This window comes from Streptomyces sp. NBC_01264, assembly GCF_026340675.1.
Lineage (GTDB): Bacteria > Actinomycetota > Actinomycetes > Streptomycetales > Streptomycetaceae > Streptomyces.
The window spans coordinates 2,257,329-2,269,373 of record NZ_JAPEOX010000001.1; the positions used below are offsets into that span (position 1 = coordinate 2,257,329).

General features: G+C 70.5%; 13 protein-coding genes. 1 reads left to right on the plus strand and 12 read right to left on the minus strand.

Annotated features, from left to right (window positions below; translation table 11 throughout):
• Positions 1-990, minus strand: coding sequence for an aspartate carbamoyltransferase catalytic subunit (locus OG435_RS10275; protein ID WP_266876511.1), 990 nt, complete (start codon positions 988-990; stop codon positions 1-3).
• Positions 991-1,153: 163 nt separating this feature from the next.
• Positions 1,154-1,756: a bifunctional pyr operon transcriptional regulator/uracil phosphoribosyltransferase PyrR gene (gene pyrR, locus OG435_RS10280; RefSeq protein WP_323187813.1), complete on the minus strand. Its 603-nt coding sequence runs from the start codon at positions 1,754-1,756 to the stop codon at positions 1,154-1,156.
• A gap of 240 nt (positions 1,757-1,996) precedes the next feature.
• Here pyrR and OG435_RS10285 point away from each other — a divergent pair, with 240 nt between their 5' ends.
• Positions 1,997-2,497, plus strand: coding sequence for a transcriptional regulator BldD (locus OG435_RS10285; RefSeq protein ID WP_069929708.1), 501 nt, complete (start codon positions 1,997-1,999; stop codon positions 2,495-2,497).
• Between the two features lie 176 nt (positions 2,498-2,673).
• On the opposite strand, the gene nusB is transcribed toward OG435_RS10285, so the two are convergent.
• From nusB to ruvX, 10 genes are all read right to left on the minus strand, one after another.
• Complete coding sequence (gene nusB, locus OG435_RS10290; protein WP_266876512.1) at positions 2,674-3,111, minus strand: transcription antitermination factor NusB; 438 nt, start codon at positions 3,109-3,111, stop codon at positions 2,674-2,676.
• Positions 3,112-3,113: 2 nt separating this feature from the next.
• Positions 3,114-3,680 (minus strand): elongation factor P, encoded by a 567-nt coding sequence (efp, locus tag OG435_RS10295; protein WP_266876513.1) that lies wholly within the window; start codon positions 3,678-3,680, stop codon positions 3,114-3,116.
• A gap of 59 nt (positions 3,681-3,739) precedes the next feature.
• Entirely contained in the window at positions 3,740-4,849 is a 1,110-nt protein-coding gene (locus OG435_RS10300) for an aminopeptidase P family protein (protein ID WP_266876514.1), read from the minus strand.
• Between the two features lie 81 nt (positions 4,850-4,930).
• On the minus strand, positions 4,931-5,701 hold the full coding sequence (locus tag OG435_RS10305) for an AAA family ATPase (RefSeq protein WP_266876515.1): 771 nt from the start codon (positions 5,699-5,701) through the stop codon (positions 4,931-4,933).
• A gap of 139 nt (positions 5,702-5,840) precedes the next feature.
• Positions 5,841-6,932, minus strand: coding sequence for a 3-dehydroquinate synthase (gene aroB / locus OG435_RS10310; protein ID WP_266876516.1), 1,092 nt, complete (start codon positions 6,930-6,932; stop codon positions 5,841-5,843).
• Positions 6,929-7,411: a shikimate kinase gene (locus OG435_RS10315; protein ID WP_266881616.1), complete on the minus strand. Its 483-nt coding sequence runs from the start codon at positions 7,409-7,411 to the stop codon at positions 6,929-6,931. The genes aroB and OG435_RS10315 overlap by 4 nt, the downstream gene beginning before the upstream one ends.
• 44 nt (positions 7,412-7,455) lie before the next feature.
• Complete coding sequence (gene aroC / locus OG435_RS10320; protein WP_266876517.1) at positions 7,456-8,640, minus strand: chorismate synthase; 1,185 nt, start codon at positions 8,638-8,640, stop codon at positions 7,456-7,458.
• A gap of 193 nt (positions 8,641-8,833) precedes the next feature.
• Positions 8,834-9,661, minus strand: a complete 828-nt coding sequence (locus OG435_RS10325) for a shikimate dehydrogenase (RefSeq protein ID WP_266876518.1) — start codon at positions 9,659-9,661, stop codon at positions 8,834-8,836.
• 6 nt (positions 9,662-9,667) lie between these two features.
• Positions 9,668-11,446, minus strand: coding sequence for an endolytic transglycosylase MltG (gene mltG / locus OG435_RS10330; protein WP_266876519.1), 1,779 nt, complete (start codon positions 11,444-11,446; stop codon positions 9,668-9,670).
• 127 nt (positions 11,447-11,573) lie between these two features.
• Positions 11,574-12,044 carry a Holliday junction resolvase RuvX gene (gene ruvX, locus OG435_RS10335; protein ID WP_243334308.1) on the minus strand — a complete coding sequence of 157 codons (471 nt, stop codon included), beginning with the start codon at positions 12,042-12,044 and terminating at the stop codon, positions 11,574-11,576.
• Position 12,045: the final 1 nt, after the last annotated feature.

Below are 12,045 nucleotides of genomic sequence, written 5' to 3' on the forward strand. Positions count from 1 at the left end.
TTACTTGCTCTCCTCGGTGCGGGGCGTGCTGGTGGTGGTGACGGCGGGCTCGGAGCCCCCGAGCAGCAGGTACAGGACGGCCATGCGGATCGAGACGCCGTTGGTGACCTGCTCGATGACCGTGCAGCGGTCGGAGTCGGCCACCTCGGCGGTGATCTCCATGCCGCGGACCATCGGGCCGGGGTGCATGACGATGGCGTGCTCGGGCATCCGGGACATCCGGGCGCCGTCCAGGCCGTAGCGGCGGGAGTACTCGCGCTCGGTGGGGAAGAAGGCGGCGTTCATGCGCTCGCGCTGCACCCGCAGCATCATCACCGCGTCGGACTTCGGCAGCACCTCGTCCAGGCTGTACGAGATCTCGCACGGCCAGGCCTCGACGCCGACGGGGACCAGGGTGGGCGGGGCCACCAGGGTGACCTCGGCGCCGAGGGTGTGGAGCAGCTGGACGTTGGACCGGGCGACCCGGCTGTGCAGGACGTCGCCGACGATGGTGATCCGGCGGCCGTTCAGGTCCTTGCCGAGCCCGGCGTCCTTGCCGACCAGGCGGCGGCGCATGGTGAAGGCGTCGAGCAGGGCCTGGGTGGGGTGCTCGTGGGTGCCGTCGCCGGCGTTGATCACCGGGGCGTCGATCCAGCCGGAGGTGGCGAGGCGGTAGGGGGCGCCGGAGGCGTGGTGGCGGATGACGACCGCGTCGACGCCCATGGCCTCCAGGGTCTGGGCGGTGTCCTTCAGGGACTCGCCCTTGGAGACGCTGGAACCCTTGGCCGCGAAGTTGATGACGTCGGCGGAGAGGCGCTTCTCGGCGGCCTCGAAGGAGATCCGGGTGCGGGTCGAGTCCTCGAAGAAGAGGTTGCAGATCGTGCGGCCGCGCAGGGTGGGCAGCTTCTTGATCGGCCGGTCCGCGACACGGGCCATCTCCTCGGCGGTGTCGAGGATCAGGACGGCGTCGTCGCGCGTGAGATCGGCGGCCGAGATGAGGTGTCGCTTCATCCGGGTGCTCCGTAAGTCGTTGAATTCAAAGCCGTGGTGAGTTCAAAGCCGTGGTGAGTTCAAAGCTGTGAGGTCAAGGCCGTGGGGAGGGCAGACAGGCCGACCGGGGGCGGCCAGGGCATGCTCCGGCGCGGACCCGGGGGGCCCGGCCGTAGGCATGGGACTACTGCCCGGTTGCCCGGGCGGTCCGCTGGCCGAGCAGCACGGCGTCTCGGCCGTCCTCCTCCTGTACCTGGACCTGGACGTTCTCCCGCAGCGACGTGGGGAGGTTCTTGCCGACGTAGTCGGCGCGGATCGGCAGTTCGCGGTGGCCGCGGTCGACGAGGACCGCGAGCTGCACCGCGCGGGGGCGGCCGATGTCGCCGAGGGCGTCGAGGGCGGCGCGGATGGTGCGGCCGGAGAAGAGAACGTCGTCGACGAGGACGACCAGGCGGCCGTCGATGTCGTCGCCGGGAATCTCGGTGCGGCCGATCGCCCGGGCGGGCTTCATCCGCAGATCGTCGCGGTACATGGTGATGTCGAGGGAGCCGACCGGGATCTTCACACCGGTGATCTCTTCGAGCTTGGCGGCCAGCCGGCGGGCGAGGAACACGCCGCGGGTGGGAATGCCGAGGAGCACCACGTCGTCGGCGCCCTTGGCGCGTTCGACGATTTCGTGGGCGATGCGGGTCAGAACACGGGCGATGTCCTGCGCTTCGAGAACGGGGCGCATGACATCGGGATCGATACCGACGTTCTGAGACTGCGGGGAATGCTGAGTGTCCATGAAAAGGACCTCCTTCTCCGCCTCACGGGACGGACCTTAAAGGACGTCGGATGTACGTGTTCCACGGTACCAGGGGGATGCCCGCGACCCGACATCGGGGCAGACCAGGACCCCTCTTACGTGGGCGTCGGAGACCATTCGGCTTGACGCATCCAAGTAACGCTGCGTAACCTCACAGTGAGTTACCAGCCGCGCGGCGGAGCCGCACGTGGTCATGTCGTCACAGCGTCCGGGAGCGTTATGTCCAGCGAATACGCCAAACAGCTCGGGGCCAAGCTCCGCGCCATCCGCACCCAGCAGGGCCTTTCCCTCCACGGTGTCGAGGAGAAGTCCCAGGGCCGGTGGAAGGCCGTGGTGGTCGGCTCTTACGAGCGCGGGGACCGCGCCGTGACCGTCCAGCGTCTCGCCGAGCTGGCGGACTTCTACGGGGTGCCCGTGCAGGAACTGCTGCCCGGTACGACCCCCGGCGGAGCGGCCGAGCCGCCGCCGAAGCTGCGCCTGGACCTGGAGCGCCTCGCCCACGTCCCCGCCGAGAAGGCCGGCCCGCTGCAGCGTTACGCGGCGACCATCCAGAGCCAGCGCGGCGACTACAACGGCAAGGTGCTGTCGATCCGCCAGGACGACCTGCGCACCCTCGCCGTGATCTACGACCAGTCGCCCTCGGTCCTGACCGAGCAGCTCATCAGCTGGGGCGTTCTGGACGCGGACGCGCGTCGTGCGGTGGCGCACGAGGACATCTAGTCCCCCACGCCTCAGCAGAAACGTTTACCGGTGGGTGCCGGGAGCCGAAGGGCTCCCGGCACCCACCGGTTTTTTCATGCCCGCTCAGCGGCTCGCGGCGCCGTCCGGGCAAACAGACGGAGGGCCCGCAGCGCGTGTGCGCTGCGGGCCCTCCGTTCACGCCGTACCGGCGCCTGTCAGCTCTCGCTGCGGCGCAGCTTCGGCTTGAGGTCCTTGAAGCGGCCCAGCAGTCCGTTCACGAACGAGGGCGACTCGTCCGTGGAGAACTCCTTGGCCAGCTCGACGGCCTCGTCGATGGCCACGGCGTCCGGGGTCCCGTCGACCCAGATCAGCTCGTAGGCACCGAGGCGCACGATGTTCCGGTCCACGACCGGCATGCGGTCGAGGTCCCAGTCCACGGCATACGTGGCGATCAGATCGTCGATGCGGTCCACCTTGTCGGCGTACCCCTCGACGAGTTCCATGGTGAACTCGTTCACCGCGGGCTGACGGTCGGTGTCCGACCGCGAGTGGCGGACCCAGTCCGCGAGGACCTCGCGCACGGACACCCCGCGCTGGTCGGCCTCGAACAGGATCTGGAAAGCGCGCTTGCGCGCGTTGCTCCGGGCAGCCACGGTTAGCTGTTCACCCGGCCGAGGTAGTCGCTGGTGCGGGTGTCGACCTTGATCTTCTCGCCGGTGTTGATGAAGAGCGGGACCTGGATCTCGTGGCCCGTCTCCAGCGTCGCCGGCTTGGTGCCGCCGGTGGAGCGGTCGCCCTGGACACCCGGGTCGGTGTGCTCGATGGTCAGCTCGACGGCGGCCGGGAGCTCGACGTAGAGCACCTCGCCCTCGTGGCGGGCCACGGAGGCGGTGAAGCCCTCGATCAGGAAGTTGGCGGCGTCGCCGACGGCCTTCTTGTCGACCATCAGCTGGTCGAAGTCCTCCATGTCCATGAACACGAAGTACTCGCCGTCCATGTAGGAGAACTGCATGTCACGGCGGTCGATGGTGGCCGTCTCGACCTTGGTGCCGGCGTTGAACGTCTTGTCGACGACCTTGCCGGACATGACGCTCTTCAGCTTGGTGCGCACGAAGGCCGGGCCCTTGCCGGGCTTGACGTGCTGGAACTCGACGACGGACCAGAGCTGGCCACCTTCGAGCTTGAGCACCATGCCGTTCTTGAGGTCGTTCGTGGAAGCCACGGTTTGGGAATCTCCTGCACTGGAAGACCACGGGTGCGCGCACAGCCCGATGACGCGGGCTAGAGCGCGAGCAGCTCCTTGGTCGTAATGGTGAGTAGCTCGGGACCGCCGTCCGCCTCGGGGCGTACGACGAGCGTGTCATCGATCCGGACACCGCCCCGGCCGGGGAGGTGAACCCCCGGTTCGACGGTGACCGGCACGCAAGCGTCCAGTTTACCCATGGCCGTAGGTGCAAGCTGCGGGTCCTCGTCGATTTCGAGACCGACTCCGTGTCCGGTCCACGCCGCGAGGGCCTCGCCGTGACCTGCGGAGTCGAGTACGGAGCGGGCCGCGTGATCCACATCGCGGTACGCGGCCCCGGGCAGCAGGGCCTCCCGGCCTGCCCGCTGAGCGGCGAAGACCAGGTCGTACAGCTCGATCTGCCAGTCGGCGGGGGTCGTGCCGATCACGAAGGTGCGGCCGATCTCGCAGCGGTAGCCGCGGTAGTTCGCGCCGAGGCAGACGGAGAGGAAATCACCCTCCTCGACCCGCCTGTCCGAGGGCCGGTGACGGGAGCGGCCGGAATGCGGCCCGGTGCCGACGGAGGTCGGGAAGGCCGGTCCGTCGGCCCCGTGGTCCACGAGCCGCCGTTCCAGTTCGAGCGCGAGGTGCCGTTCGGTGCGGCCCACCAGGATCGATTCCAGCAGCTCCCCGAGGGCCTGGTCGGCGATCTCGGCGGCGATGCGCAGGCAGGCGATCTCCTCCTCGTCCTTGACCAGGCGCTGCTGTTCCACGGCGGTCCCCAGGTCCGCCAGGCGCAGCCCGGGCGCCACCGAGCTCAGGGCGCGGTGCCGGCCGACGGTGAGGTGGTGTTCCTCGACGGCGAGGGAATCGGCGCGGGCGAGGGAGGCCGCGTCGGCCGCCGCGACGGCGGGATCCGCCCCGGGTCCGGCCAGCACGGAGAGCCGCAGGTGCTCGTCGAGCCGTCCCTCGTCGGCCTCCCCGGAGGGCTGCCCGGCGCAGAACAGCATGTCGTCACCGTCCGGGCCCACCAGCAGGACCGCGCCCAGCGGCGACGCCCCGGAGAGGTAGCGGACGTTCGCCGGACGCGTGATGAGTGCGGCGGCGTTTCCGGCGGCCGCACAGCGGTCGCGAAGCAGGCCCCGGCGGGCCGCGTACACGTCTGACATGTTTCCGAGCCTACGAGCGCTGCGCGCATCCGGCCTGGTGAGCGCAGCCGTACGAGGGCCGGACCCGGCGGGCGCCGGGATTCAGTAGGCCGGCTGCGAGATGACGCGGGCCAGCGTCTCGTCCAGGGCGCGGGCGGTGCCCTCGACGTCCAGATGGGAGTTGTCGATGATCGGCAGCCCGGATCCGTACCAGCCGGCCATGCGGCCGTGGATCCGTGCGACCTCCTCGTCGGAGAGCCGCCGGTTCCCGGAGCGGGCGGCATTGCGCTCCAGGACGATCTCCAGGCCGGGCAGCAGTACGACCGGCAGCAGCGCGGGCCCCACATGGCGCTTCCAGCCGCCGAGTCCCACCACCGGCCGGTCCGGGAACACGGCGTCGTCGAGGATGCACGAGATCCCGTTGGCCAGGAAGTTCCGGGCCGCGAAGCCGCAGGTGCGGCGGGCGAGGCGGTACTGGGCTTCGGAGTGGTCGTTCCAGCCGGCCTGCGGGTCCGCGAAGCCGGAGCACACCCATTCCCGTACGTCGTCCAGGCTGATGTGCGCCGTGGGGACGGGCCGGGTGCCGGCCCAGTGGCGGGCCACCGTGGTCTTGCCGGCGCCCGCGGGCCCGATCAGCAGGACCGCGAGGGTGGCGCCGCCGGTACCGGGGGCGGCGGCGGGCGGCAGCGGGACGTGCCCGGTGAACCCCTCCGGCGGCCCCGGCGAGGTCAGGGGCGCCGCGGGCTTGGCAGGCACGGGAGGTATGGAAGGCACGGGCCAGCCCGCCACCGGCGGTACGGGCGGCTGCGCGGGCGCCGCCGGGTGTCGACTCCCCGGCGGCTCCCAGCCCCCGTCTCCCACTCCTTGGTGCATCCGCTGCCACTCCGTCTCGTTCCACCACGACTGATACGAGAACGTTATATGACCCCGGAGGCCCGCCGGGTCACGCGGCGGTCGCGAGGTGGCCCGGCCTCGGCCGGTTCGGGCCGGTTCGCACCGGCCCGGACCGGGTTCAGGCCGTGACCTCGCCGAAGGCCGCCACGAGGACGGCCGGGTCGGGACCCTCCAGGACGGTCGGCTTGGCCAGCCCGTCCAGGACGATGAAGCGCAGCAGGTCGCCCCGCGACTTCTTGTCGAGCTTCATGGTCTCCAGCAGCTTGGGCCACTGGTCCCCGCGGTAGGTCAGCGGGAGCCCCACCGAGGCGAGCACGGCCTTGTGCCGGTCGGCCGTCGCGTCGTCGAGCCGGCCCGCGAGCCGGCCGAGTTCCGCCGCGAAGACCATGCCGATCGAGACGGCCGCGCCGTGGCGCCACTTGTAGCGCTCGTTCTTCTCGATGGCGTGCGCGAGGGTGTGCCCGTAGTTGAGGATCTCCCGCAGGCCCGACTCCTTGAGGTCGCTGGAGACCACGTCGGCCTTGACCTGGATGGAGCGGACGATCAGCTCGGCCGTGTGCGGGCCGGCGGGCGTGCGCGCCGACTCGGGGTCCGCCTCGATCAGGTCGAGGATCACCGGGTCGGAGATGAATCCAGCCTTGATGATCTCGGCGAGACCGCTGACGTAGTCGTTGACCGGCAGCGAGTCCAGCGCCGCCAGGTCGCAGAGCACACCGGCCGGCGGGTGGAAGGCGCCGACGAGGTTCTTGCCCTCGGCGGTGTTGATGCCGGTCTTGCCGCCGACTGCCGCGTCCACCATCGCCAGGATGGTGGTCGGGACGGCGATCCAGCGCACCCCGCGCAGCCAGGAGGCCGCGACGAAGCCCGCGAGGTCGGTGGTGGATCCCCCGCCGACGCCGACGACGGCGTCGCTGCGGGTGAAGCCGGACTGGCCCAGGGCCTTCCAGCAGTAGGCCGCCACCTCGGCCGTCTTGGCCTCTTCGGCGTTCGGCACCTGGATGGCGATGGCCTCGTACCCCTGTGCGGCGAGGTCGTCCCGCAGCGCCTCACCGGTCGAGGCGAGGGCCTCGGGGTGGATGACGGCGACCCGCTGGGCCTTCGTACCGATCAGGGAGCCGAGCTCGCCGAGCAGCTGCCGGCCGACCAGCACCTCGTACGCGTCGTGGCCCGCGCTCGCGCCGACCTTGATCCGCGTCACCTGGTCTGTCATGCGTTCTTCAACTCCAGAGCGTCGAGGACCGCCTGGGCGACCTCTTCGGGGGTGCGGGCGTCCGTGGCCACCACGACGCGCGCGACTTCGGTGTACAGGGGGCGCCGCGCCTCCATCAAGTCCCGCCACTGGCGGCGGGGGTTGACGGCGAGCAGCGGGCGCGCGGCGCCGAGGCCCACGCGCTTGACGGCTTCCTCGACGTCCATCGAGAGGTAGGCGACGGGCAGCCCGGTCAGCAGCTCGCGCGTCTTCTCGTCGAGGACGGCGCCACCGCCGAGGGCGAGGACGCCTTCGTGGCCGGCGACGGCGGCGGCGACCGCCTCCCGCTCCAGCTCACGGAAGTACGGTTCGCCCTGGTCGATGAAGATGTCGGAGATCTCACGGCCCTGGGCCGCGACGATGTCGGCGTCGGTGTCCCGGTAGGGGACTCCCAGCCGCTGGGCGATCAGCTCGCCCACGGTGGACTTGCCGGACCCCATGGGGCCGACGAGGACCACCAGGGGTCCGGTGGCGCGGTCGCCGGTCACCGGATCTGCAGGTTGTCGAGGTACGACCGCACGTTGCGGCGGGTCTCGGGGACGGAGTCGCCACCGAACTTCTCCACCACGGCATCCGCCAGCACCAGCGCGACCATCGCCTCAGCCACGATGCCCGCGGCCGGCACGGCACACACGTCGGAACGCTGGTGGTGCGCGACGGTGGCCTCGCCGGTGGCGACGTCCACGGTCGCCAGGGCCTTCGGCACGGTCGCGATCGGCTTCATCGCGGCGCGCACGCGCAGCAGTTCACCGGTGGTCAGACCGCCCTCCGTGCCACCGGCACGGCCCGAGGTGCGCTTGAGGCCCTCGGGGGTGGAGACGATCTCGTCATGCGCCTTGGAGCCGGGCACGCGAGCCAGCTCGAAGCCGTCACCGACCTCCACGCCCTTGATGGCCTGGATGCCCATGAGCGCGGCCGCCAGGCGCGCGTCGAGACGACGGTCCCAGTGCACGTGCGAGCCCAGGCCCACCGGCACCCCGTACGACAAGACCTCGACGACACCACCCAGGGTGTCACCGTCCTTGTGGGCCTGGTCGATCTCCGCGACCATCCGCTTCGACGCGTCGGCGTCCAGGCAGCGCACCGGGTCGGCATCGAGCTTCTCGACGTCCGCGGGGGTCGGGTAGAGGCCGTACGGGGCCTTGGCCGCCGCCAGCTCCACCACATGGGAAACGATCTCGATGCCGGCCACCTCCTTGATGAAGGACCGGGCCACGGCGCCGAGGGCGACGCGGGCCGCGGTCTCCCGGGCGCTGGCGCGCTCCAGGATCGGCCGGGCCTCCGAGAAGCCGTACTTCTGCATGCCCGCGAGGTCGGCGTGGCCGGGGCGCGGGCGGGTCAACGCGGCGTTGCGGCCGGTCTCCTTCAGCAGCGAGGGGTCGACCGGGTCGGCCGACATCACCGTCTCCCACTTGGGCCACTCACTGTTGCCGATCATCACGGCGACCGGGCCGCCCTGCGACAGACCGTGGCGCACACCGCCGAGGAAGGTGATCTCGTCCTGCTCGAACTTCATCCGTGCACCGCGGCCGTAGCCGAGCCGGCGCCGGGCCAGGTGTTCGGCCACCAGCTCCGTGGTCACCGGAACACCGGCGGGAAGCCCCTCCAGCGTCGCTACCAGAGCCGGGCCGTGGGATTCCCCGGCCGTCAGCCAACGCAACCTGCTCAACGATGCTCCTCGTGCTCGCGCCTGATTCATCGATGGCGCGATCGGGTGCGCGGCCCGGACCCGCCTACACCCGATCCTCCCATGTCCGGGCCGGTACACCGCCCTCCGGTCCAGCTGTCGGACGGCGGCGCACCTCGGCCCGGGGTGACCTGTGGATCTGGAAAAGGATTCCGGTTCCGCTCACCGGTTCCGCTCAGTGGCGGGCGCGCAGAGCCGCCTCGCCCGCGGTGCGCATGGCCGCGAGCGGAGCGGTGGGGCAGCCGGTCATCAGCTCGACCTGGAGGACCGCCTGGTGGACCAGGAGGTCGAGGCCGCCGAGGAGCTTGCCGCCGCGCTGCGTCCAGGCCGCGGCCAGGGGCGTGGGCCAGGGGTCGTACAGCACGTCGAAGAGGGTGCCCGGAGCGGCGGGCACGGAGGCGGCCAGCTCGTCGGTGGCACCGGCCGGGGTGGTGGCGATGACCAGCGGCGAGGCCAGCGCCTCGGCCGCCCGCGACCAGTCAGCCGTACGGACGTCCACGCCGAGCCGCTCGCCCCAGGCGCGCATCTCCGCGGCCCGGGCCTCGGAGCGTACGTACGCGGTCACCTCGCCGGTGCAGATCCGGGCCAGTGCGGCGAGCGCCGAGGAGGCGGTGGCACCCGCGCCGAGGACGGCGGCGGACTCCACTTTCCGGACGCCCTGCTCGCCGAGCGCGGCGAGCAGGCCGGGGATGTCGGTGTTGTCCCCGACCTTGCGGCCGTCCTCGGTGAAGACGACGGTGTTGACCGTCTCCACGGAGGCGGCCGTGTCGCTGATCCCGTCGAGCAGCGGGATGATCGCCCGCTTGAGCGGCATGGTCAGCGACAGCCCGGCCCACTCGGGGCCGAGCTGTGCGATGAAGCCGGGGAGCGCGGCCTCGTCGATCTCGAAGCGGTCGTACGACCGGTCCCCGAGGCCGAGCTCCTGATACGCGGCGCGGTGCAGCACCGGTGAGAGGGAGTGCTCGATGGGCGAACCCAGCACCGCGGCCCGTATCCGTGACATGTCCTGCTACCCGCCGTTCTTCTGCTTCTGCCGTGCCTGGAACTCGGCGACGAGCTTGAGGTGCTCGTCGTACGTCTTGGTGAAGGTCGTCGTGTTGCCGTCGACCGACACGAAGAACATCCAGCCTCCGTGGTCCGGGCTGAGCGTAGCGGTCAGCGCGTCCAGACCGGGGTTCCCGATCGGGCCGGGCGGCAGCCCCTTGACGTTGTGCGTGTTGTACGGGTTGACGAAGGCCTTGGCCTCGGTCAGGTTGAAGTTGATCTCGCTCTGGTTCTTGACGTAGTTGTACGTCGAGTCGAACTCGATCTTCTGGTTGGTGACGTCGTTGGTCTTCTTGAGGCGGTTGTAGACCACCTCCGACATCTTCCGGAAGTCGTCGTGGTTCTTGCCCTCGGCGTTGACGAGGCTGGCGACCGTGATCACCTGGAGCGGGTTGTCCAGGCCCAGTTCCTTGGCCTTGCCCTCGACCCCGAGCTCCGTGTACTTGTCCGTCGCGTTCTTGACCATCTGCTTGAGCAGCGACTCGGGGGTGCTGTCCTTGCTGAGGTCGTACCGCATCGGGTACAGGAAGCCTTCGAGGGGATCGATGATGTTCTTGTCGTTGTTCGCCCACGCCGGAAGACCGAGGGTCTTGGCCTGCTTGAAGGCGATGCCCTTGGTGGTGCCGGCGGGCTTTTCGAGCTTCTTGTCGATCGCGTCGTAGACCGTGCTGTTGCGCATGCCCTCGGAGATGGTGAGCACGTGCAGCTTGGAGGGGTCGGTCATGACCGCGACCGCTGCCGCGGCCGACATCTTCTTCTTGAGCGGATAGACGCCGGGCTGGATCGACTGGCCCTTGGGGTTGTTGCCCGCGGCGTCCACGAAGGCCTGGGCGCTCGCGACCACGCCCGCTTCCTTCAGGATGCGGCCCATCTGGCCCACTCCCGCGCCCTTGGGGATCTCCACGTCGACGGTCTCGTCGATGCCCTCGCCCGCGAAGTCCTCGGCCTGGCCGAACCGCGCCTTGATGTAGTTGTAGCCGTAGTAGCCGCCACCGCCGACCACGCCGACGATGACCACGGCCGCGATGAGGCAGGCCATGCCGCTGCGCTTCTTCGGTTTGCCGCCGGAGCGGCCCGACCGGCGGCCTCCGCGCCCGCCGTCGTCGCCGTCACCGTCGCCGTCGCCGTCGCCGTCGCCGTCGCCGTCGTCACCGGCGTCTCCGCCGCCGGCGAGGAAGGAGTCGGCCGCGGCGTCCTCTTCCTCCTGCCACGGCTCCTCGGTCTCCAGGTGCCGCATGCCCGGGGGCCGCGGCGGCGGAAAGGCCTCGGGGGTGCCGTAGAGGTCGGGGGCCTCGCCGGGGTAGCCGCTCGACTGCTGCTGCGCGTACGGATCCGCGCCCGCGTAGGGGTCGGCGACCTGCGGGACCGCGGCGTAGTGGCCCTGCCCGGTGTCCCAGACCTGGCCCTGACCCCCGTACGTCTCCTGGTGCTGCTGGTGCTGGGGGTGCTGCTGGTACTCGGGGTGCTGCTGCGGGTGCTGGGGATACTGCACCTGCTGCTGCTGTTCTTGTTGCTGCTGCTGTTGCTGCTGGTACGGCATCTGCTGGCCCTGGGGGTACTGACCCTGCTGCTGCGGGTAGTAGGCCTGCTGGGGCTGAGGCTCCTGCTGGTACTGCTGCTGCGGTCCTCCGACATAGGGCATCTGACCCTGCTGGGCCTCGTGCCCGGTCCACCCCTGGTCCCCGTACTGCGGGTCCTCGGGGTGCCACGGTTCGGGACCAGGGCCCCGGCCATACTCAGTCATCGATCCCCTAGCGCGCAGCAGGGCGTTGGCCGCGACTCCGTCTGACGCGACACACGGTTCCGCCTCTTCCGATGGGCGACGGCTGTTCGAATGCCGTCACATCGCGCGGAACGTTACCGTATCGCGATCAGACAACCACTTCGACGCACTCACCGGGCGGATTACCTGATACCCGTTCGGTCTCCAGAGCGTTCTGAAGGATCACCACGGCGGCCGCCTGGTCGATGACCGACCGGCTCTTCTTGGCGTTCTTCCCCGAGGCCCGCAGGCCCTGGGCGGCGGTGACCGTGGTCATCCGCTCGTCCACCAGACGCACCGTCACGGGCTTGATGCCCTTGGCGAGTTCCGTGGCGAAGGCGCGGCACTTGGCCGCGGCCGGCCCTTCCCGCCCGCTGAGCGAGCGGGGCAGACCGACCACCACCTCGATGGGCTCGTACTCCGCGACGAGCTGCCGCAGCCGCCGGTGGGCGAAGGGGATGTCCCGGCCCGGAACGGTTTCCACCGGTGTGGCCAACACCCCGTCGGGGTCGCACGAGGCGACCCCGATCCGGGCGTCACCGACGTCGATGGCCAGACGGCGGCCGCGGCGCAGTGTCATA

Coding starts and splice junctions, on each gene's coding strand:
- OG435_RS10275 (WP_266876511.1), bottom strand. CDS start 990: ATGAAGCGACACCTCATCTCGGCCGCCGATCTCACGCGCGACGACGCC.
- pyrR (WP_323187813.1), bottom strand. CDS start 1,756: ATGGACACTCAGCATTCCCCGCAGTCTCAGAACGTCGGTATCGATCCC.
- OG435_RS10285 (WP_069929708.1), top strand. CDS start 1,997: ATGTCCAGCGAATACGCCAAACAGCTCGGGGCCAAGCTCCGCGCCATC.
- OG435_RS10300 (WP_266876514.1), bottom strand. CDS start 4,849: ATGTCAGACGTGTACGCGGCCCGCCGGGGCCTGCTTCGCGACCGCTGT.
- OG435_RS10305 (WP_266876515.1), bottom strand. CDS start 5,701: ATGCACCAAGGAGTGGGAGACGGGGGCTGGGAGCCGCCGGGGAGTCGA.
- aroB (WP_266876516.1), bottom strand. CDS start 6,932: ATGACAGACCAGGTGACGCGGATCAAGGTCGGCGCGAGCGCGGGCCAC.
- OG435_RS10315 (WP_266881616.1), bottom strand. CDS start 7,411: ATGGGGTCCGGCAAGTCCACCGTGGGCGAGCTGATCGCCCAGCGGCTG.
- OG435_RS10325 (WP_266876518.1), bottom strand. CDS start 9,661: ATGTCACGGATACGGGCCGCGGTGCTGGGTTCGCCCATCGAGCACTCC.
- mltG (WP_266876519.1), bottom strand. CDS start 11,446: ATGACTGAGTATGGCCGGGGCCCTGGTCCCGAACCGTGGCACCCCGAG.
- ruvX (WP_243334308.1), bottom strand. CDS start 12,044: ATGACACTGCGCCGCGGCCGCCGTCTGGCCATCGACGTCGGTGACGCC.